The following is a 20,673-nucleotide window of genomic DNA, read 5'->3' on the forward strand; positions in this document are numbered from 1 at the left end:
TCGGATCAACCACGCGCTGCGGCGAGGGATTCCCGCGCGGCGGAGGCGACGTTCTCGGCGGTGAAGCCGTACTCGGCGAAGAGGGTCTCGGCGTCGGCGGAGGCGCCGAAGTGCTCCAGGGAGACGATGCGTCCCGCGTCACCCACGTACCGGTACCAGGTCAGGCCGATGCCGGCCTCGACCGCCACGCGGGCCTTCACCGAGGGCGGCAGGATCCGCTCGCGGTACTCCGCGGGCTGCTCCTGGAACCACTCGACGCACGGCATCGACACCACCCGGGTGCCCACACCCTCGGCCTCCAGCCGCTCGTGCGCCTCGACGGCCACGTGCACCTCGGACCCGGTGGCGATCAGGATGACGTCCGGCGTCCCCGTGGACGACTCCCGAAGGACGTAGCCGCCCTTGGCGGTGTCCTCGTCGGGCTCGTACACCGGCACGCCCTGGCGGGTGAGGGCGAGGCCGTGCGGGGCGGGTCCGGTGGCGTGCCGCCTGAGGATCTCGCGCCAGGCGATCGCGGTCTCGTTGGCGTCCGCCGGGCGGACGACGTTCAGGCCGGGGATCGCGCGCAGCGACGCCAGGTGCTCGACCGGCTGGTGGGTCGGTCCGTCCTCGCCGAGGCCGATGGAGTCGTGCGTCCACACGTACGTCACCGGCAGCTGCATGAGGGCGGACAGGCGCACGGCGTTGCGCATGTAGTCGGAGAACACCAGGAAGGTGCCGCCGTAGACGCGGGTGTTGCCGTGCAGGGCGATGCCGTTCATCTCCGCGGCCATGGAGTGCTCGCGGATGCCGAAGTGCACCGTGCGGCCGTAGGGGTCGGCCTCCGGCAGCGGGTTGCCCGCCGGCAGGAAGGAACTGGTCTTGTCGATCGTGGTGTTGTTCGAGCCGGCGAGGTCGGCGGAGCCGCCCCACAGCTCGGGGATGACCGGGCCGAGCGCCTGGAGCACCTTGCCGGACGCGGCACGCGTGGCGACGGACGTGCCGGCTTCGAAGACCGGCAGCGCGCTCTCCCAGTCCTCGGGGAGCTGGCCCGAAAGCACCCGGTCGAAGAGCCCGGAGCGCTCGGGCTGCGCCGTACGCCACTCGGCGATCCGCTTGTCCCAGGCGGCGTGGGCCTCGGCGCCCCGGTCCAGGGCCTGACGTGCGTGGGCCAGGACCTCCGGCTCCACCTGGAACGTCTGCTCCGGGTCGAACCCGAGGACGCGCTTGGTGGCCGCGACCTCGTCGGCGCCGAGCGCCGAGCCGTGCGCGGCCTCGGTGTTCTGCGCGTTCGGGGCGGGCCAGGCGATGATCGTGCGCATCGCGATGATCGACGGGCGCCCGGTCTCGGCCTGCGCCTCCTTGAGCGCCGTGTGCAGCGCGTGGACGTCGATGTCGCCGTCCGCGCCGGGCTCGATCCGCTGCACGTGCCAGCCGTACGCCTCGTACCGCTTGAGGACGTCCTCGGAGAAGGCCGTGGCGGTGTCGCCCTCGATCGAGATGTGGTTGTCGTCGTAGACGAAGACCAGATTGCCGAGCTTCTGGTGGCCCGCCAGGGACGACGCCTCCGCGGAGATGCCCTCCTGGAGGTCGCCGTCCGAGACGATCGCCCAGACGGTGTGGTCGAAGGGGGACTCGCCCTCCGGTGCCTCGGGGTCGAAGAGTCCGCGCTCGTAGCGGGCCGCCATCGCCATGCCCACGGCGTTCGCGACACCCTGGCCGAGGGGGCCGGTGGTGGTCTCGACACCCGCGGTGTGCCCGTACTCCGGGTGACCGGGCGTCTTCGAACCGTGCGTGCGGAACGCCTTCAGGTCGTCGAGGCCGAGCTCGTAGCCCGAGAGGAAGAGCTGGGTGTAGAGGGTCAGCGACGTGTGACCGGGGGAGAGCACGAAGCGGTCGCGGCCCGTCCACTCCGGGTCGGCGGGGTCATGCCGCATCACCTTCTGAAAGAGGGTGTACGCCGCCGGGGCCAGGCTCATCGCGGTGCCGGGGTGTCCGTTTCCGACCTGCTGTACGGCATCGGCCGCCAGAAGGCGGGCGGTGTCGACGGCACGCCGGTCGAGTTCGGTCCATTCGAGACTGTCGAACGTCTGCGTGCTCATCTTCAAGAAGTCCTTTGATGGGCGGGAAAACTGCTCGGACGTGTTCAACCTTAAAAGTCTGACTTTTGCTGGGGAAGGTGCCTCTGTGTCAGCCTTCGGTGAAAGTGGGACAGCGAGTGCGGGACCGAGTCGACGCGAGAGGGACATGGCGGACAGAACATCCCAAGGCGGCAGCCGGGGGCAGGAGGGGATCAAGACCTTTCCTTTCCCCGTCGACCTGAGCGTCTCCGGTGTCGGTATGCAGGTGGGGCCGATGGGCACCGGTCGCACCTGGCACGCGGACGCACCGCTGGACCGCGTGCACCGCATCGATTTCCACGTCGTCATGCTGTTCCACGAAGGTCCCGTCCGACACATGATCGACTTCGCCGAGTACGAGGCCGCCGCGGGTGAGCTGCTCTGGATCCGTCCCGGCCAGGTCCACCGCTTCTCCCGTACCAACGGGTACCGCGGGACCGTGCTGACCATGCAACCGGGTTTTCTGCCGCGCGCCACGGTCGAGGCCACCGGGCTCTACCGCTACGACCAGCCCCCGCTGCTGCGGCCCGACGCGGCGCGGTTCGCCGCCCTTGAGCACTCCCTCGCCCAGCTGGAGCGCGAGTACGTCGACACCGTCACCCTGCCGCCCGGCCTGCGCACTTCGGTGCTGCGGCACTCCCTGACGGCGTTCCTGCTCCGGCTGGCCCACCTGGCGGAGACTTCGGCCGGGGCGGCACAGGAGCGCGGCGACACCACGTTCACCCGGTTCCGGGACGCGGTGGAGCGGGGCTTCGCCACCAACCACAGCGTCAGCGCGTATGCCGACGCGCTCGGTTACTCCCGCCGCACCCTGGTGCGCGCGGTGCGGGCGGCGACCGGGGAGACCCCGAAGGGCTTCATCGACAAGCGGGTGACGCTGGAGGCAAAGCGGCTCCTCGCCCACACGGACATGCCGATCGGCCGCGTCGGCGCTGCCGTCGGCTTCCCGGACGCCGCCAACTTCTCCAAGTTCTTCCACCAGCACACGGACCTGACCCCGGCGCAGTTCCGGCTGGAGCTGCGCTGAAGGGGCGGGCCTGCCGGCCCGCCCCTTCCCTGTCCGCCGGTGGTCCCTCCCGTCAGTGGCCGAAGTCGAACCAGTTGACGTTCACGAAGTCGGCCGGCTGGCCGCTGCTGAAGGTCAGATAGACGTCGTGGGTGCCGGTGACGCCGGTGATGTTCGCCGGGACCGTCCGCCAGCTCTGCCAGCCGCCCGTGCTGCCCACCGCGAAGCTGCCGACGGGAGTGCTCGTACGGCTGTCCAGGCGCACCTCGACCAGGCCGCTGACGCCGCCCGCCGCACCGCTCGCCACCCGGCCGTAGAACTGCCTGGCCGCCGTTGAGCCGAAGTTGACTCCCTTGAAGAGAGCCCAGTCGCCGTTGCCGATCGCGCTGATGTTCTGCCCGCCGCCCGAGTCGCCGGTCGACTCGGTGCTCACGCCGCCCTGGCCGTCGTAGGACTCGGCCTGGATCGCGCTGTACGCGTCACGGTTGCCGGAAGGCGGCGGCGTCGTGCCGCCCCCGCCCGCGGCTGTGAGGACCTGTACGTAGTCGACGACCATCGGGTGGCCCGGCTCGGTTCCACCGTCCGGGCCGCCGCCGAAGGCGTCGGGGAAGCCGCCGCCCATCGCCACGTTCAGGATGATGAAGTAGCCGTGGTTCGTGGCGTTCGTCCAGGTCGTGGCGTCGACCTGATTCGCCTTGACCGTGTGGAAGTTGACGCCGTCGAGGTAGAAGCGCATCTCCTCGACGCTCGCGGACCTGTCCCACTCGACGGCGTACGTGTGGAACCCGGCCTGGCAGGTCGCACCCGTGCAGGGGGTGTTGCCGCCGATGCCCGAGGTCTCGTTGCACGGGCCGCCCGGCGAGGTGCCGCAGTGCATCGTGGCCCATTCGGTGTTGAAACCCTGGACGTTCTCCATGATGTCCAGCTCGCCGATGCCCGGCCAGTTCCAGTAGTTGCCCCGGAAGGGGGAGCCGAGCATCCAGAACGCCGGCCAGTAACCCTTGGCGGCGGGGCCGGTCACGTTCGGCATCTGAATGCGGGCCTCGACACGCAGTTTGCCGCCCGCGGGCGGCTGGAAGTCGGTGCGTCTGGTCTCGACGCGGCCCGACGTCCAGTGGCCGGACGCGTCGCGCCGCGGGGTGATCCGCAGATTGCCGGAGCCGTCGAGCGAGACGTTGTCGGTGCTGCTGGTCATCGTCTCGATCTCGCCGGTACCGAAGTTGGCGGGACCGCCGGGGTAGCTGGTGCCCGTCGTGTACTGCCAGTCGGCCGTGTTGACACCGCTGCCGGCGGCGCCGGTGAAGTCGTCGACGAAGACCTGGGACCAGCCGGAGGGGGGCGGGGGAGCGGACGCGTTCGCGGGGAGGGTGGCGGCCGTGGCGGCGGCGGCCGCCAGGCTGAGGGTGCTGAACACGGCGATGAGAGCGCGCCGCAGTGGGGCGCGTCTGCCGGGGGTGCCGGACGTTTCACTCATGGGGGTGCCCTCTTCGGGTGCGGAGTGAGGTGTGCGGGTGGTTTTTGAGAGCGCTCTCACAGCAGCTGCGCGGCCAATGTGCTCTCCGGCACCCCGGCCGTCAAGAGGTCAAGCCGATAAAGTCCGTGCGGGGAAGGGGAGTTCAGGGTGTGAAGGCGGAGCCCGCCCGGGGGGCGACGCGGTGCGCGGGAGGCGGGTTCAGTCCTTGTACAGACCTTCCAGTGCCGCCGCGTACCTGTCGCGGATGACACGGCGGCGCATCTTCAGCGACGGGGTCAGCTCACCGGTCGCAGGACCCCACTCCTCGGTCAGCAGCTCGTACCGCTTGACCTGCTCGGTCCGGTTCAGGCGGGAGTTGGCGGCGGCGACCGCGCGGTCCACCTCGGCACGCACGGCGGGATGCCCGGCGAGGGCGGCCGGGTCCGTCCCGGTGCCGATGCCGTGGGCCGCCGCCCAGGCCGGCGCCGCCTCCGGGTCCAGCACGAGCAGGGCCACCAGGTAGGAGTGGTGGTCGCCGTGCACGAGGGCCTGCCCGATCAACGGGTGCTCCTTCAGGGCGTTCTCCACCAGTGCGGGTGAGACGTTCTTCCCCGTCGAGGTGATGATCATCTCCTTCTTGCGGTCCGTGATCCAGACGTATCCGTCCTCGTCGACGCGGCCTATGTCACCGGTGCGCAGCCAGCCCTCCTCGTCCACGGCGGGCGCCACCGCCCCGTCCTCCCGGAGGTAGCCGGCGAAGACGGACTCGCCGCGCACCTCCAGCTCGCCGTCCTCGGCGACCCTGACCTCCACCGAGGGCACGGGTCGCCCCACGGAGCCAAGCCGGAAGCCGCTGTGCGGGCCGTTCGCGGTGGCCACACCCGCCGTCTCGGTCATCCCCCAGGCGTCCATGACGACGATGCCGAAACCCGCCCAGAAACGCACCACGTCGATCGGCATGGGTGCCGAGGCGCTGGCCGCCCAGGTGACCCGGTCAAGACCGCCGGCGGCCAGCAGCGGCACCAGTACCCGCTCGCGGGCCTGCGCGTAGGCGGCGGCGAGTCCGGCGGGCGGCTCCTCGCCGCGCTCCCGGCAGGCGACGTGGTCCCGCGCCACCCGCATGGCCTGTGCGACGGCGTCCTGCTGCTCCCCGGGCAGCGCCGCGAGCCCGGTCCGCACGGTCGTGGCCAGCTTCTCCCAGATCCTCGGCACCCCGAAGAACTGGGCGGGACGCACCGCGCGCACGGCCTCGGCGACGAGCTGCGGATCGGGGCACAGGTAGACGTGGGAGACCCGGTGGCAGGGCACGTAGATGCTCAGCATCCGTTCCGCGATGTGGGCGAACGGCAGATAGCTGATGTGCTCGACGTACGGCGGGAGTTCGACGACGCCGTCGATGGCGCGGGCGTTCGCCAGCACCTGCCGGTGGGTGAGCACCACGCCCTTGGGTTCGCCGGTGGTGCCGGAGGTGTACACGACGGTGACCGGGTCGTCGAGGCGCGACGCGTCGAGCGATGTGCCGAAGTGCTCCGGCGCCGGCTCCTCGGACAGGGCGGAGTACGGCAGGTGGGCGCCCTCGCTTCCGGGCTCCACCACGACCAGCCGGGTGAGCGGTGTGTCCTCGTCGTCCAGCAGCGCCGTCCACCGGGCGGCCTCGGCGGCGCCCTCCACGACGGCCACCAAGGCACGGCAGTTGCGGGCGATGTGCGCCAGCTGGGGCTCCGCGGAGGTGCCGTACACGGTGACCGGCACCGCGCCCAGGCGCACCAGCGCGAGGTCGGACAGCCAGTGCTCGGGCCGGTTGGCCATCATCAGCAGCACGTGGTCGCCCCGGCCGACGCCCAGCGCGGCGTATCCCGCTGCGAGGCGTGTGGTGCGGTCCCGTACCCCGGCCCAGTCCAGGGTGGTCCACTCGTCGGCGCCGGGCTCCCGCCAGGACAGGGCCGGCCGGCCCGGATGGAGCCGGGCGTTGCGCTCCACGAGTTGGGGCAGGGTCCGCGGCCCGGCGGGATCCCCGGCTGCGGCTGTGCGCGTGGCGTGCGTCATGACGGCCTCCTGGCAGGCTGGCGGCGGATCGTCGGCAACTCACTTGGCGCTCGCTCGGACAGTAGGAGCGGTGTCGGGGGCGGTCAACGAGCGGGCGCCGAACCGTGGGTTGAGAGGCCGGATGACGCCGGTCCCCGCCACGCGTTCCCAGCGGCGTCGTGCGTTCCGTGGCTGGGGCGCGCCGGGGTCGGCAGGGTGGGTCCGGGGTGTCGCTGCGGGTCCAGGGGCTGCCGGCGGTCGACGGCCTGGTGACGAAGGTCAATCACGGTCCGGACAGGGTGCGCTTCCCCTTGCCCGTGAAAGGGGTGTGACCGAGATCCGCGCCAAAGGGGCAACGGGGTGATCTTGAAGCACGCGTTTCTGCCGTGCGGACTCGAGGGGAGGACTGTCAGTGCCCGGGGCCGGCATGCTCACCTGGGTCATGCCCCGGATCCTCCGTCACGGGCAGGCACTCGGCGAGCAGGTCGACGACGTCGCGCCAGGCTCGCTGCGCGTGCCGTGGGTGGTAGCCGACGCCGGGGACCACGGGGTGGCCGACCGGCGGGTGGTGGAAGGCGTGCAAGGCACCGCCGTAGACCGCGAGGCGCCAGTCGACGCCCGCGGCCTGCATCTCAGCGGTGAACGCGTCCCGTTGCGCGGGCGGCATGATCGGGTCTTCCGACCCGACCCCGGCCCACACCGGGCAGCGAATGCGCGCCGCCTCGCCCGGTCGGCCCGTGGTCAGTGCGTTGACCGTCCCGATCGCGCGCAGGCTGACGCCGCCGCGCCCGAGTTCCAGCCCGACGGCACCCCCCGTGCCATAGCCGACGGCGGCGATCCGGTCGGGGTCGGTCCGCGGTTCGGTGCGCAACACATCGAGCGCCGCATGGCCGATGCCTCGCATCCGCTCGGGATCAGCGAGCAGCGGCAGGCAACGGGCCAGCATCTCCTCGGGGTCGGCCAAATAGCGCCCGCCATGAAGGTCGAAGGCCAGCGCTACATATCCCAGCTCGGCGAGAGCATCGGCCCGGCGGCGCTCGACGTCGCTGAGCCCCATCCCCTCTGGTCCGAGCAGCACCGCGGGCCGGCGGTCGGCACCGGCCGGGAGCGCGAGGTGCCCGACCATCGTCAAACCGTCGGCCGGATACTCGACCGTACGCGTCGTAATCGTCGTCATGAGCCTGGACTGTAGTGATCGTCGAGCCCGGTCCTGCCGGTGTTCTGCCGCTGGCAGAACAGCGCGGGCTGATCTTCCAGCCGGTCCAGCACCATGACGATGCCCTGCTTGTGGTGCAGTTCGCTGCCGGCGTTCTCCAGCGTGCAGGGCGGACGGGACAGCAAACGGGCCGCCTCGGCTCGGGATGGGCTTCAAGATCTTCCCGTTGCCCCTTTTACGCGGATCTCGGTCACACCCCTGGGCTCGCGGATCCGGCTGGCCGCGATGCTCGCCTCCGTCGAGGACGTGCCGGACGGGGTGCAGATCGCCGTCGACGGGACGATCGAGGGCGGCGCGAAGCCCGCGGCCGTCCTCAGGAGCCTGTCCCGCTTCCACGGCCGACTGCACGTCCACCGACTGCCGCGGAGGCGGTGGCCGGAAGGCGCGCAGGGGTGCCCGGCACCGTGCGCGCCTTCCGTCGTTCCGGTCGCGCCGGGAGGTGCCCGGGCCCGCGGCCGCCCGGAATCCTTCCGGCACCGTGCGCGGCGCGCCGGCACCGCCGGTCCGGCGATCCTGAGCCCGGCTGGCCCTGCCCGCCGACCAGTCACGTTTCCCCGCGACGGACCGTGTGAAGGCCCGGGACCGGGAGACGTCCGACGTGATAGAGACGAACACGCCGGCCGACGCACCGACGCGGTACGCCGCGGCGACAGCGGGCGTACGGGTGATCGTGGCAGGACAGCCGGGGAAGGCAGGAGTGGCGTGAAGCTGACGATTCTGGGTGGCGGCGGGTTCCGGGTGCCGCTCGTGTACGGGGCGCTCCTCGCAGACCGGGCCGAGGGCCGCGTCACCCATGTCGTGCTGCACGACGTGGACGCGGAACGGCTCTCGGCGGTGGCCCGGGTCCTCGCCGAGCAGGCGGCAGGGCAGCAGGGCGCCCCCGTGGTGACCGTCACCACCGACCTCGACGACGCCCTGCGCGGCGCCGACTTCGTCTTCTCCGCGATCCGCGTCGGCGGCCTCGAAGGGCGGGCGGCGGACGAACGCGTCGCCCTCGCGGAGGGTGTCCTCGGCCAGGAGACCGTGGGCGCCGGGGGCATCGCGTACGGCCTGCGCACCGTGCCGGTCGCGGTCGACATCGCGCGTCGCGTGGCCCGGCTCGCCCCCGACGCCTGGGTCATCAACTTCACCAACCCCGCGGGACTGGTCACCGAGGCCATGTCACGGCACCTCGGCGACCGGGTGATCGGCATCTGCGACTCCCCGGTCGGCCTCGGCCGCCGTATCGCCCGCGTGCTCGGCGCGAACCCCCGCGAGGCCTGGATCGACTACGTCGGCCTCAACCACCTGGGCTGGGTACGCGGTCTGCGCGTCTCGGGCCGGGACGAGCTTCCGCGCCTGCTCGCCGATCCCGGGCTGCTCGGTTCCTTCGAGGAGGGCAGGCTCTTCGGCGCCGACTGGCTCCGGTCCCTGGGCGCCGTCCCGAACGAGTACCTGCACTACTACTACTTCAACCGCGAGACCGTACGGGCCTACCAGGCGGCGAAGAAGACCCGCGGCGCCTTCCTGCGCGACCAGCAGGCCGCCTTCTACGAGGAGATGCGGCGCCCCGGTGCCGCGGCGCTGACGGCCTGGGACCGCACGCGCGCCGAGCGCGAGGCGACGTACATGGCGGAGAACCGGGACGCGGCGGGCGCCGGCGAGCGCGACGCGGACGACCTGTCGGGCGGCTACGAGAAGGTCGCCCTCGCCCTGATGCGGGCCATCGCCCGCGACGAGCGCACCACGCTGATCCTGAACGTCCGCAACCGCGGCACCCTCGCCGTCCTGGACGCGGAGGCCGTCATCGAGGTGCCGTGCCTGGTCGACGCGAACGGCGCGCACCCCGTCGCCGTGGACCCGCTCCCGGACCACGCCACCGGTCTGGTGTGCGCGGTCAAGGCGGTCGAGCGCGAGGTCCTCGCCGCCGCGGAGTCGGGCTCCCGCACCAGCGCCGTCAAGGCCTTCGCGCTGCACCCCCTGGTCGACTCGGTGAACGTCGCCCACCGGCTGGTCACCGGCTACACGGCGGCGCATCCGGGGCTGGCCTACCTGAAGTAGCCGTGGCCGGACGTGCGCGTGGGGGTACCCGGCCGGCCGGCGGCCCGGTACCCCCACGCGGGGAGCGTCAGCCGGTGAACCCGGCCGTGATGGAGGTGAACTGCCAGTCGGTCTGGCTGATGCCCGAGCAGTTGCTCGTCACGCCGCCGCCGGGGCAGGGGCGGTCGCGGTTGACCGACCAGAAGGCGAGGCGGGCGATGTGGTGCGAGTTCGCCCAGTCGCGGATCTGACTCCACATCGCGGGAGTGGTGTTCTCCTGCTGGTCGCTCAGGCCGTTCATCCCGGAGATGCCGATGTGGGAGTAGGCCGTCGCGTCGTCCCAGCCGAAGGTCGACCTGAGCTTGGTCTTCAGGCCTTCGCTGGCGCTCACCGTGCTGCCGTACATGTCGGTTCCGCCGCCGAAGTCGAACGGCATGATCGTGAAGACGTCGATCCCGGCGTCGAGTGCCTTGGCCTGCTCGATGAGCCGGTTGCCCCAGTACGTCGGACCGGTCGTCGTGGTGCCGAACGTGACGATCGTGCGCAGGCCCGGGTTGTTCGCCTTGACGGTCTTCAGGGCGGTGAGGATGCGGTCCTGGACAGCGGCGTTCTCGAACTCGTCGGTGTTCTCGATGTCCATGTCGATCGCCTTGAGGCTGTAGGCGTCGATCACCTTCTGCAGCGCCGCGGCGAGCGCGCTCGCGGAGGAGCAGTTGGCGCCGAGCTTGCTGCCCGACCAGCCGCCGAACGACGGGACGATGTCACCGCCCGCGGACCGGATGGAGTTGATGACGCTCTGGTCGTTGCCCCCGGTGAGCGGACGGCTGCCGTCCCAGGCGGGGTTGCAGCCGCCCTGGTCGAGCATGAACGCCATCGTGTACCACTTGATGCCCGTCGAGCTCATCACCGAGGTCGCGCTCGGCGGGTCGCCCCAGCCGAGGTAGAGGTAGGGCGCCGCCTGCTTGAAGCCGGTGCCGCCGCCCCCGCCCGCGTCGGTCGTCACGCTCACCGCGTTGGACGCGCCCGAGGTGTTCCCCGCCGCGTCGCGCGCCTTGACCGTGAAGGTGTAGGCCGTGCTGGGCGAGAGCCCGCTGACCGTCGCGCCGGTGCCGGAGACGGTGAGCACCTGGTTCGAGCCGCTGTAGACGTCGTACGCCGTCACGCCGACGTTGTCCGTCGACGCGTTCCAGGCGAGGGACACGCTCGACGAGGTCTTGCCCGTGGACCGCAGGCTCGCCGGAGCCGACGGCGCCTGTGCGTCCGAGCCACCGCCGCCGGGGCCGTCCAGGCTGATGTCGTCGGCGTAGTAGGTGCCCTGGCCGTACCAGCCGTGGGTGTAGATCTTGGCGCTGGTCTGCGAGGCGCCGGTGGTGAAGGACAGGGCCAGCTGGCTGTAGCCCGCGGCGGAGGACGTCCACGTCGAGGCGCCGCCGTCCACACCCAGGTAGACGTAGCTGCCGCGCACCCACGCCGACAGGCTGTACGTGGTGTTCGGCTGGACGGAGACGGTCTGGGTGCACTTGGCGTTGTCACTTGAACTCGCGGCCCCCGCAAGGGCCTTGGAGCCGCCGTGCACGGGACTGGAGACGACCGAACCCAGGTTGCCCGTGCAGGTCCAGGGGGAGAGGCCGCCCGACTCGAAGCCGGGATTGGTCAGGACGTTGGCCGCCTGGGCCGTACCGGGCAGAGCGACCGCCCCGGTCATGGCCAGGGCGGCGGTGCCGAGCAGGGCGAGGAGGCGACGTCTGGAACGCCGGAACAGTGTGATGCGCACGCGATCTCCCTGGGGAAATGGGGGTGTTCGGGAGTGCAGGGAAGTGCAGGGGAGTGCGCAACCAAGTTGGTATGGACCAATGCGGCTGTCAAGGGGTGGGCCGGGAATTGGTCCAGACCGGTTGTTGCGGTTCGGCATCGGACCCGGTGGGGCGTCGATGCCGAACCGGTGCCGGCGCTGATCCGGCGCGCCGATGCGGGGCTGCGTCGACGCGGGGACTAGGCCGTGTCCGCAAAGTCCCGCCTGTTCCGCGACGCCTGGCACGCACTCTCGCCGCACCGGGCGAAGCCCCAAGTACGTCCAGTACGAGGGTCTTTGCCCGGCACGGCGAGAGCACGCACCAGACGCCGCGGAACCCGCCCTCCGGGCGGACGACGAGACTTTGCGGACACGACCTAGGCGGGCGCCGTCGCGGTGGTCGTCGTCGCGTCCTGCGCGGCAGCCGGGGAGCCCAGGGAGGTCGGGGATACCTGGGACGTCGGCGAAGGCACCGCGGGCAGCGGCTGGGCCGGGGTGTTCGTCCGCTGCCGCGGCAGCGAGAGCGGGCGCAACGGCCGCGGACCCGACACCACCGTGTAGTCCTGCGCGAGCCGCGCGGGCATCAGGTCGCCCGGCTCCTCGCCGAGCGCCAACTGCAAGGCCGCCCAAGGGGCGTTGACACCACACTGCGCGAGCTGGTGCAGCCCGCCCGCCGGGCGCGTGTTGACGTCCATGAGGACGGGCTCGTCACCGTACATCCGGAACTGGATGTTCGTCAGATAGTGCAGTTCGAACGCCTCGGCGACCCGCCGGGCCGGTCCGGTCCACGACGGGTGGAGCGTGAAGCCGCGGCGCCGCCCGTTCTTGGTGCGGCCCACGGCCATCCGTACCCGGCCGTCGGGTCCGGTGAGGCAGTCCACGGACACCTCCGGCTCCCCCAGGAGCGGCATCACCAGCCAGTCCACCGGCTGCTCGGCCCGCCGCACCGCCTCCACGACCATGTCGAGCGGCACGTGCGCGCCGGGGAAGCCGTCGAGGTGCGTGAGCGAGAACGGTTCGCGGGTGACGACGCGGAAGCCCACCCCGCCCGCGCCCACCGCGGGCTTGAAGCACGCCTGGTGGCCGTCGGCCTCCAACGAGTCGACCGCCGCGAGGAGTTCCTCCGCCGTCCGCACCCGCCACCACGGCGGCACGGGCACCCCCTGCGCCTGAACCGCCTCGTACGCCGTCACCTTGTCGTGGAAGACGGACACCGCCTCGGCGGGCGGCGCGAGCAGGGCCGTACCGAGCGCCGCGAACTCCGCGCGGTGCGCCACGATCTCCGCCTGGTGCAGGACGGGCACGAACACGTCGATGCCGTGCCGCGCGCACTGGTCCAGCGCGTACTCGACGTACGCGGCCCGGGAGAGCCCCTCCGGCTCCAGCGCGGCGGTGTCGGCCGCGGCCAGGAGAGGGGAGTCGGCGTCGCCGTGCGTGACACGGATCTCGACCGGCCGGTCGTGCGGATTGCGCCGCAGCTGATCCATGAAGAACACGTTCTCCGCGTACGTGCGGTTGAGCCAGACGCGTACGCGAGAGGCCATGCAGGCCACCTTTCAGGGTGTGCGGGCACGGCGGAGCGGGCCGGGCCCGGCCGAGGGTAGAGGGAGGTACACCGAACGCCGTACGCCGAAGAGGCTCGTGGCAGTGGTGTTGGCCCGATCATAGGGGGCGCGGGACCTCCGTGGCGCCACGGGCGTGTTACGGATTGGCCGGCGGCCAGCGCGGGCCGCCCGCGCGGACTCCCGGAACGTGGACTCGGAACCCGGTCGAGCCGCTCTTGTCGGTGCCCGGCGGATGTGTTCTTGTGGTCCACAAGGATCTAGGAGGGAGCGGGAGTGGACGCGACGGCCGGCCGTGCCGGGCACCTGCTGGCCATCAGCGATCTGCACGTCGGATACGCCGAGAACCGCGCCCTGGTCGAGCGGATGCGCCCCACGACCGACGACGACTGGCTCCTGGTGGCCGGAGACGTCGCGGAGACCGTGGCCGACATCCGGTGGGTCCTCGAAACCCTCGCCGGACGCTTCCGCAAGGTGATCTGGACCCCCGGCAACCACGAGCTGTGGACCCACCCGAAGGACACCGTCACCCTGCGCGGCGTCGCCCGCTACGAACACCTCATCGCGCTGTGCCGCGAGATCGGTGTCCTCACCCCCGAGGACCCCTACCCCGTGTGGGAGGGCCAGGGCGGCCCCGCGGTCGTGGCGCCCCTCTTCCTGCTCTACGACTACTCGTTCCTGCCGCAGGGCTGCCAGACCAAGGCGCAGGGTCTCGACTACGCGGAGTCGACCGGCATCGTCTGCACCGACGAGCATCTCCTGCACCCCGACCCGTACCCCAGCCGCGACGCCTGGTGCCGGGCCCGGGTCGCCGAGACCGAGAGCAGACTCGCCGAGCTGCCCGAAGAGCTGCCCACGGTGCTGGTCAACCACTACCCGCTGGACCGGCACCCGACGGACATCCTGCACTACCCCGAATTCGCGATGTGGTGCGGCACCGGGCTGACCGCCGACTGGCACCGCAGATTCCGCACGGCCGTCATGGTCTACGGTCATCTCCACATCCCGCGGACCACCTATCACCAGGGCGTCCGCTTCGAAGAGGTGTCGGTGGGCTACCCCCGCGAGTGGAGCAGACGTCCGGGACCGCACGGTACGCTGCGCCGCATTCTGCCGATGGAGGTCGAAGCCGGGTGATCGAGGAACTGCTCCCGGAGCCGGTCGTGGCCGTGGAGACGTTCGGTGACGACGAGGCCTGCCGCGCCGCGCTGTACCCCGAGGAAGAGGCGCTGATAGCCCGCGCCGTGGCGAAGCGCCGCCGGGAGTTCACCGCCGTGCGCGCGTGCGCCCGCCGCGCCATGGAGAAGCTCGGCGTGCCCCCGCGGGCGATCCTCCCCGGCGAGCGTGGAGCCCCCCGCTGGCCGGAGGGCCTGACGGGCAGCATGACGCACTGCGAGGGCTACGGCGCCGCCGCGCTGGTCCGCACCGCCGACCTCGCCTCCCTCGGCATCGACGCCGAGCCCCACCTGGAACTCCCCGAGGGTGTCCTCGACGCCATCGCCCTGCCCACGGAGCGGGAACGGCTGCGCCGGCTGGCGGCGGCCGTCCCCTCCGTCCACTGGGACCGGCTGCTGTTCAGCGCCAAGGAGTCCGTCTACAAGGCATGGTTCCCCCTGACCGGGCAGTGGCTGGACTTCGCCGAGGCGGACATCGACCTCTTCCCGGATCCGCAGGCCGGGGACGCCGCGCCTCGCACCGGCCGCCTCCGCGCCGAACTCCTCGTGCCGGGGCCGCTGGTGGACGGCGCGCGCGTCCATGCCTTCGAGGGACGCTGGACCGTCCAGCGGGGACTGCTGGCGACGGCGCTCACCGTGCCGCGCTCCTGAGGGCCACCGCTCGGATCCGTCCCTGCCGGCCTCACCCCGATGGCGGGCACCAGCTGTGCAGCAGCCGGAAGAACTCCGCCTCGTTGCCCGCGAGGCCGGCCGCCGCCAGCGCGCGCTCCGCCTCGGCGAGCGCGGCCGGCGGCACCACGGGCGGGCGCCCGGCGTCCGGCAGGCCGTCGAACGCGGCGCGAACGGTCTGGAGGAGACGCAGATAGGCCTGCACGGCGGCGCGTTCGTGGTCGGTCAGTACGGCGGTCGGCATCGGACGGCTCTCCCCGGGTCGGCTGGTCGAAGCGGTACGTGACTCCAGCTTGCCGCCCCCCACTGACAATCCGGCTTCCGCAGCCGCGGGTTCGCCCGCCCGGCGGACGTGGGACCCTCCGAATCCCCTGGCCGGACAGGGGTCAGCGGGAGCGTTCCCCCGGGCCGGGGGCCTGCCCGGTCGCGGCCCGTTGCCGGACGGCCGCGACCACGGGTGACCGGCGCAGGGCGACCGACATCCGCACGAGGTCACGGGGGCCGTCGGCCGCCGCCTCCGACGGCACGGGGGCGCCGGAGGCCGCCGCCGAGCTGATGACCCTGCCCTCCGGGTCGGCGGCCCTCGCCCGTACGGCCGCCGACACCATCGCCGCGTCCGCCTCGGCCCGCGCCTGCGCGGGTTCCGCACCCGCCGCCACGGCGGCGTCGTAGGCGAAGGAGCGCACCTCGGTGTCGAAGTAGGGGTACAGGCCGAGCATCCCGTCGTGGATGTCGGACTCCCGCTGGGTGACCTGGAGTTCGGCGGGGGACCACCAGGCGATCCGCACCGCCCGCTCCCCGTGCCCGGCGACCGAGTTCAGCTCCCGCCACAGCGGCCCGAGCCTGCGGTACGTCGACCAGGTGCCCCAGATGTCCCCGACCCGCCGCCCGGCCAGCGGGAGGCAGAAACCGACCGCGCTCAACTGCGCCCCGAGCGAGGCCAGCACGGGTGCCACGTAGGTGCTCAGGCCGTCCAGGTCGCCGCCGTTCCACCGGGCGGCCACGGCGGTCAGTTTGGCCGCCGCGTACGGGATGTTGCACAGGAAGCCGGTCGCGATGGTGAGCAGCCCGGCACGCAGCCAGCCGCGCACCTGGAGCGCCCAGCGCCAGCACATGACGTTCACCGCGATGCCCGCGACCGTGAGCGCCACCAGATAGAGCACGATCATCTCGCGGACGAAGGGCGTGTTGGCATAGTGGGTGTCGAAGTCCCGCAGCCGTTCCTCGGGGGTGTCGCCGAGTACGAACAGGACGACCAGTGCCACGCTCACCACGGTGTACCCGGCCGTCCAGCGCCGGGAGACGCGGCGGGTCGACTCGGGGGGCCCGCCGCGCCAGTTGACGATCAGTACGAGGCAGGAGGCGCTGAAGGCGCTCAGCAGGCAGTAGACCAGCGGCGCCGAGATGTTCGGGACGCCGGTGAGTTCGTTGACCTCGGCGATGGTGGGCGGGGCGGCGAAGAGGAAGACGAGGCCGGCCAGGGCGAGGAGCACGCCCACGGACCGCAGCAGCGGGTCACGCCAGCCCCGGAGGAGCGCGGGCGCCTTCACGGCGAGGGAGACGCCCATGGCGACGGCGGGGATGTAGTAGCTGGATCCGTCCATGGTCCTCGGGGTCTTCCGGGGTGCTCAGCCCTGCGGCCCGCGGTAACCCAGAGAGGCCTCGATCCGGCCCGCCAGGTCGTCCCGCCGCACCGGCCCGCGCAGCGGCGAACCGGTCAGCCACCTACGGCACTTGCTGGCGAGGAGCAGGCCGAAGCTCTCGGCGTCCTGCTCGTCGCCGAGGTCGAACCGGGTGCGGGCCGCCACCCTGAGCACGGTGGCCTGGAGATCCGCGTCGTCGCGGAGCAGCCGGGCCGCGACGGCCGCGCCCTCCACATGATGGCCGCAGTGCCCGGCCTTCATGTGCCACAGCTCGTGCCCGAGGATCACCAACTGATGGTCCGGAGCGGTGCGTTGTTCGATGACGACGAGGTCCTGGTCGGCCATGTCGAGCCACAGCCCGCTGGCGGTGCCGGGCGGGAAGGCGGCCGTGCGGTACTGGACGGGACGGCCGCGGCGCCTGCTCATGGCGTCGCACAGGGCGCCGTACAGGTCGGCGGGCTCCGCCGGCGCGGGCAGCGAGAGCTCCGCGACCAGCTCGCCGCACAGGCGGCGCATCTCCCTGCCAATGCCCACTGTTCTCCCCCGGATCACGACTCGGGCCGCTTGACGCTTTCCAGGAGCATGTCCAGCCATTCCGCGACCTTGTCCCGGTGCTGGTCCGTGGGCAGCTGCGCGGCCCGCCAGGCGATGCCGCGGACGCCGTGGTCCTGGAGCAGCCGCTCCAGCGGGTCGTCGGCGGCGAGGGCCGCCGCGCGTTCACGGTCGGCGAGCTGCTGGAGGAGTTCCTGCTCGCAGCGCTGGAGCGCGCTCGCGAGCGCCTCCGGATCCTCGGCCGTGAGGAATCCGGCGTGCACCCGGAAGAAGCGCTGGATCGCGTCGCAGTGCTCCATGGTGGGCCGCCGGTCGCCGTTGATGAGGGCTCCGGCCTGCTGCCGCGACATGCCCGCGCCGTCGGCGATCTCCTGCTGGGTGTACTTGCGCCCGTTGGGCTTGAGCCGCGTGCGGCGCAGCAGGTCGAACCGCTGCAGGAACCGCGTCTGCAGGTCGGGTTCGCCGGCGGGCCGGCCGCTCAGCAGGGCCTTGACCACCGGTTCGGGGACGCCGGACTCGGCCGACAGGCGTCGCACGTCGAAGATCTCGCCGTGCGGCACACCGAGCCGGTCGGCGAGTGCGGTGACCCGGGCCACGACGGCCGGCAGCAGAACCGTCGCCACGGCGCCCGGAACCTCGAAGCCATCCGTCACCGACAGATCTCCTACGTCTCTCTCAGGTCTCTCACAAGATACTCAGGAACCCCCCGGAGAGTAGCCGCTTGTTCGAACCCACAGCCAGGTCTCGCCACAACTGTGGCGAGATTCAGCCGTCAACAGGCGCCAAATGCCACGATAGTTGACACGACTCCGCTCCGGGCAGCAGGATCGGGGCGCCGCGTGAAGGCCGCATAGGCAAGAGGGGTGACCTCCCGATGGCGTACCAGGCAGGAGGGCAGCGGTCTCAGCCGCGGCCCGTCCCTGAGAGTCTCGAGGCTCAGGCGTATCTCCAGGACTACGCCACGCTTCTCGACGCTCTCCGCTTTCCGTCGGTCGTGCTCGACCACCGATGGGACGTCGTCCTGTCCAACGCCGCGTTCGAGACACTTTTCCGGGGTGTCGGCCCGCATCCGACGGCGATGCCGGGCGACAACTTCCTGCGGTTCGTCCTGTTCCACCCCGATGCGGCCACGGTTCTCGGCGAGCACGAGTCGAGCTGGTGTCTGCCGATGCTGGCCCACTTCGCGGCCGCCGTGGAGCGGCACGCGCAGGACCGCGGTCTGCAGTCGATCCGCCGCGACATCGCCCAGGACCCCCTCATGGAGGCGGCCTACCGGCAGGGGCTGCCGCACTGGATCCGGGCCGTGGGCCCGCAGGGCGTGGAGCAGGACGGAGCGGTGCGCCCGCTCGTGCACCCCGACCCGCGCTGGGGCCGTACGGACTGCCGGGTCGTCGGTGAGACCCCCAAGACCCTTCAGGACATGGGCTATACGCGCCTGACCCTGGTCCTGCGCGAGACGCGCCGCACGCCGCTCGCCCCACGCAGGACCCGCGCGGCCCGGCACGGCGCCGCACACCTCCGCGTCGTGTAGCGGCTCCCGGCCCCTCCCGCGTCACCGGCGCCTCCCCGCCGGCCCCCGTTTCGCCGCTCGGGCCGGGCCGGCCGTCGCCCTGGCTGCTCGGCACGACCGGGGCCGGCAAGAGAGCTCCCTGTGTCCTTACGGGCGAACCTGAGCATCGGCTGTAAATGCCGACAGGATTGTTGACGATCCTGTCGGGCGTTACTAGGTTCGCAGTCGGGCGGAGCGGGGCGCCCGCCACCGTCAGCGAGGCGGCGGGAGGATCCTGCCGCGGCTTGGAGACAACCGTGAAGCACAGGGCAGTGAAGCGAAGGACCGTCGTCATGGGTATCGGCGCGACGGCGGGTGCCGCTGCGGCGGGGGCCTCGCGCTGACGGCGCAGGCGTCCGGCACCGAGCAGGGCTCCACGACGTCCCCGGCCACCCTGGTCTTCGACCAGGACGACCACACCGAGCTGACGGAGACCATCGCCGACGCGGGCGGCACCGGTCACTCGGTGACCTACCACTTCTACAAGGCGCGCGACTACGTCACGAACCCGAGCGACGGCACCCACCAGAGCCTGGTGGTCAGCGTCCCCGTCAGGATCGACGGCAAGGCCGTCGACGCCTCGGGCGCCCCCGTCGTCCTGGCGAACGCGGTGGCCGGCTACCTGCCGTCCAGCGTCGCCAAGGCCACCGGTGTGGGCCAGGCCGCCCCCGAAATGGGCTCCACGGGCGGCGGAAGCGGCGGCGGCGCCTCCCCGGGAGCACCCAGCGGGGCACCGTCGGGCGGCACGGGCGGAGGGACGGGAGCCGTCAACGGGGCGGCCAACCTGGCGAAGCTGGCCCTGGCCGCGGGCTACGTCGTCGTGGAGCCCGGCACGCGGGGCCGCACCCTGACCGGCTCCGACGGCACCTACTACGGCACGGCCCCGGCGGTCATCGTCGACCTCAAGGCCGCCGTGCGCTACCTGCGCTTCAACAAGGGCCGCATCCCGGGCGACACCGACCGCATCGTCTCCACCGGCACCAGCGCCGGGGGTGCCGTCTCCTCCCTGCTCGGCGCCTCCGGCGACAGCCCGGCCTACGACGAGTACCTCCGGGAGGCGGGTGCGGCCGACGCCTCCGACGCCGTCTTCGCGGCCGGTGCCTGGTGCCCGATCACCGACCTGGAGCACGCCGACGGCGCCTACGAGTGGAACTGGGGCTCGAACGTGACGGCCGGTACCGGCAAGGTCGTCGACCAGGCCGTCTCGCGGCAGCTCCAGGCCCAGTTCGCCGAGTACCAGGCCTCGTTGAAGCTGCGCGGCCTCGACGGCTACGGCACCCTGACGGCCCGCAACTACGACGATTACCTGCTCAGGACCTACCTCCAGCCGGCCGCCACGGCGTACCTGGCGGCGCTGTCGGACTCCGCGCGCACCGCGTACCTGGCGAAGAACACGTTCATCACCTGGTCCGCCGGCCGGGCGACCTTCACCTGGCAGGACTACCTCACGCACGTGGGCGCGCGAAAGAAGTCCGCCCCGGCCTTCGACGCGTTCGACCTGTCCTCGGGCGAGAACAACGAGTTCGGCACGGGTACCACCGCGGCCCGCCACTTCACCGCCCACGGTCTCCGGAACGACACCTCCGGGAGCGCCGGCAAGCGGCTCGACGGCGACATTCCCGGACTGCTCGACCTGATGAACCCGATGCACCACATCAAGCAGCGCAACCCCCGCCGTGCCAGGCACTGGTGGATCCGTCTCGGCGCCAACGACACCGACACCTCGCACGTCGTCTCCGCGAACCTCGCCGCCGCGCTGGCCGGTCTCGGCGACGACGTCGACCACGCCTACTACTGGGACCAGGGCCACGGCGCCAACGTCGATGCGGGCGACTTCATCGAGTGGGTGGCCGAGGTCACGGGCCACAAGAAGTGACCCTGGGGGGCGCGTGACATCGCACCGCCCCGCCCGT

Annotated in this window: 17 protein-coding genes; 6 read left to right on the forward strand and 11 right to left on the reverse strand. The window is 72.0% G+C overall.

Annotated elements, in window-relative coordinates; translation table 11 throughout:
* Positions 1–5: 5 nt before the first annotated feature.
* Positions 6–2,081, reverse strand: coding sequence for a transketolase (gene tkt / locus AC069T_RS19495; protein WP_478783930.1), 2,076 nt, complete (start codon positions 2,079–2,081; stop codon positions 6–8).
* A 145-nt stretch (positions 2,082–2,226) separates the two neighbouring features.
* Between tkt and AC069T_RS19500 the strand changes: the two genes are divergently transcribed.
* The gene (locus AC069T_RS19500) at positions 2,227–3,126 is read left to right on the forward strand and encodes a helix-turn-helix transcriptional regulator (RefSeq protein ID WP_478783931.1); all 900 of its coding nucleotides are present in this window, start codon (positions 2,227–2,229) and stop codon (positions 3,124–3,126) included.
* A gap of 52 nt (positions 3,127–3,178) precedes the next feature.
* Here AC069T_RS19500 and AC069T_RS19505 read toward each other — a convergent pair whose 3' ends face one another.
* The 4 genes from AC069T_RS19505 to AC069T_RS19520 form a co-directional block, all read right to left on the reverse strand.
* Positions 3,179–4,579: a glycoside hydrolase family 16 protein gene (locus AC069T_RS19505; protein WP_478783932.1), complete on the reverse strand. Its 1,401-nt coding sequence runs from the start codon at positions 4,577–4,579 to the stop codon at positions 3,179–3,181.
* A gap of 198 nt (positions 4,580–4,777) precedes the next feature.
* Positions 4,778–6,604, reverse strand: coding sequence for an AMP-dependent synthetase/ligase (locus tag AC069T_RS19510; RefSeq protein WP_478783933.1), 1,827 nt, complete (start codon positions 6,602–6,604; stop codon positions 4,778–4,780).
* 388 nt (positions 6,605–6,992) lie between these two features.
* A complete protein-coding gene (locus tag AC069T_RS19515) occupies positions 6,993–7,760 on the reverse strand; it encodes a dienelactone hydrolase family protein (RefSeq protein WP_478783934.1) in 768 nt (255 codons plus the stop codon).
* A complete protein-coding gene (locus AC069T_RS19520) occupies positions 7,757–7,924 on the reverse strand; it encodes a hypothetical protein (RefSeq protein ID WP_478783935.1) in 168 nt (55 codons plus the stop codon). Before AC069T_RS19520 ends, AC069T_RS19515 begins: the two co-directional genes overlap by 4 nt.
* 577 nt (positions 7,925–8,501) lie before the next feature.
* Here AC069T_RS19520 and AC069T_RS19525 point away from each other — a divergent pair.
* Positions 8,502–9,839, forward strand: a complete 1,338-nt coding sequence (locus tag AC069T_RS19525; protein WP_478783936.1) for a 6-phospho-beta-glucosidase — start codon at positions 8,502–8,504, stop codon at positions 9,837–9,839.
* 67 nt (positions 9,840–9,906) lie between these two features.
* Here AC069T_RS19525 and AC069T_RS19530 read toward each other — a convergent pair whose 3' ends face one another.
* Together AC069T_RS19530 and AC069T_RS19535 are read right to left on the reverse strand one after the other, a co-directional pair.
* Complete coding sequence (locus AC069T_RS19530) at positions 9,907–11,592, reverse strand: carbohydrate binding domain-containing protein (RefSeq protein ID WP_478783937.1); 1,686 nt, start codon at positions 11,590–11,592, stop codon at positions 9,907–9,909.
* 395 nt (positions 11,593–11,987) lie between these two features.
* Positions 11,988–13,154: an ATP-grasp domain-containing protein gene (locus tag AC069T_RS19535; protein WP_478783938.1), complete on the reverse strand. Its 1,167-nt coding sequence runs from the start codon at positions 13,152–13,154 to the stop codon at positions 11,988–11,990.
* Between the two features lie 294 nt (positions 13,155–13,448).
* Between AC069T_RS19535 and AC069T_RS19540 the strand changes: the two genes are divergently transcribed.
* Positions 13,449–14,309, forward strand: a complete 861-nt coding sequence (locus AC069T_RS19540) for a metallophosphoesterase family protein (protein ID WP_478783939.1) — start codon at positions 13,449–13,451, stop codon at positions 14,307–14,309.
* A complete protein-coding gene (locus AC069T_RS19545) occupies positions 14,306–14,998 on the forward strand; it encodes a 4'-phosphopantetheinyl transferase family protein (RefSeq protein WP_478783940.1) in 693 nt (230 codons plus the stop codon). The genes AC069T_RS19540 and AC069T_RS19545 overlap by 4 nt, the downstream gene beginning before the upstream one ends.
* Before the next feature lie 31 nt (positions 14,999–15,029).
* Here the strand turns inward: AC069T_RS19545 and AC069T_RS19550 are convergent, their stop codons facing one another.
* From AC069T_RS19550 to AC069T_RS19565, 4 genes are all read right to left on the reverse strand, one after another.
* Positions 15,030–15,260: a hypothetical protein gene (locus tag AC069T_RS19550; protein WP_478783941.1), complete on the reverse strand. Its 231-nt coding sequence runs from the start codon at positions 15,258–15,260 to the stop codon at positions 15,030–15,032.
* A gap of 142 nt (positions 15,261–15,402) precedes the next feature.
* Entirely contained in the window at positions 15,403–16,620 is a 1,218-nt protein-coding gene (locus tag AC069T_RS19555; RefSeq protein ID WP_478783942.1) for an MAB_1171c family putative transporter, read from the reverse strand.
* Positions 16,621–16,644: 24 nt separating this feature from the next.
* Positions 16,645–17,175, reverse strand: a complete 531-nt coding sequence (locus tag AC069T_RS19560; protein WP_478783990.1) for a toxin-antitoxin system, toxin component — start codon at positions 17,173–17,175, stop codon at positions 16,645–16,647.
* A gap of 32 nt (positions 17,176–17,207) precedes the next feature.
* Entirely contained in the window at positions 17,208–17,864 is a 657-nt protein-coding gene (locus AC069T_RS19565) for a helix-turn-helix domain-containing protein (protein WP_358855334.1), read from the reverse strand.
* Between the two features lie 221 nt (positions 17,865–18,085).
* Here AC069T_RS19565 and AC069T_RS19570 point away from each other — a divergent pair, with 221 nt between their 5' ends.
* Together AC069T_RS19570 and AC069T_RS19575 are read left to right on the forward strand one after the other, a co-directional pair.
* Positions 18,086–18,742, forward strand: coding sequence for an MmyB family transcriptional regulator (locus AC069T_RS19570; protein ID WP_478783943.1), 657 nt, complete (start codon positions 18,086–18,088; stop codon positions 18,740–18,742).
* Positions 18,743–19,196: 454 nt separating this feature from the next.
* A complete protein-coding gene (locus AC069T_RS19575; protein WP_478783991.1) occupies positions 19,197–20,636 on the forward strand; it encodes a subtype B tannase in 1,440 nt (479 codons plus the stop codon).
* Positions 20,637–20,673 lie beyond the last annotated feature (37 nt).

It is taken from the genome of Streptomyces sp. NPDC043867 (assembly GCF_056435845.1).

Bases quoted from the DNA above. Each gene is read 5' to 3' on its own strand.
- tkt (WP_478783930.1), bottom strand. From the start codon at position 2,081: ATGAGCACGCAGACGTTCGACAGTCTCGAATGGACCGAACTCGACCGG.
- AC069T_RS19500 (WP_478783931.1), top strand. From the start codon at position 2,227: ATGGCGGACAGAACATCCCAAGGCGGCAGCCGGGGGCAGGAGGGGATC.
- AC069T_RS19505 (WP_478783932.1), bottom strand. From the start codon at position 4,579: ATGAGTGAAACGTCCGGCACCCCCGGCAGACGCGCCCCACTGCGGCGC.
- AC069T_RS19510 (WP_478783933.1), bottom strand. From the start codon at position 6,604: ATGACGCACGCCACGCGCACAGCCGCAGCCGGGGATCCCGCCGGGCCG.
- AC069T_RS19515 (WP_478783934.1), bottom strand. From the start codon at position 7,760: ATGACGACGATTACGACGCGTACGGTCGAGTATCCGGCCGACGGTTTG.
- AC069T_RS19535 (WP_478783938.1), bottom strand. From the start codon at position 13,154: ATGGCCTCTCGCGTACGCGTCTGGCTCAACCGCACGTACGCGGAGAAC.
- AC069T_RS19550 (WP_478783941.1), bottom strand. From the start codon at position 15,260: ATGCCGACCGCCGTACTGACCGACCACGAACGCGCCGCCGTGCAGGCC.
- AC069T_RS19555 (WP_478783942.1), bottom strand. From the start codon at position 16,620: ATGGACGGATCCAGCTACTACATCCCCGCCGTCGCCATGGGCGTCTCC.
- AC069T_RS19560 (WP_478783990.1), bottom strand. From the start codon at position 17,175: ATGCGCCGCCTGTGCGGCGAGCTGGTCGCGGAGCTCTCGCTGCCCGCG.
- AC069T_RS19570 (WP_478783943.1), top strand. From the start codon at position 18,086: ATGGCGTACCAGGCAGGAGGGCAGCGGTCTCAGCCGCGGCCCGTCCCT.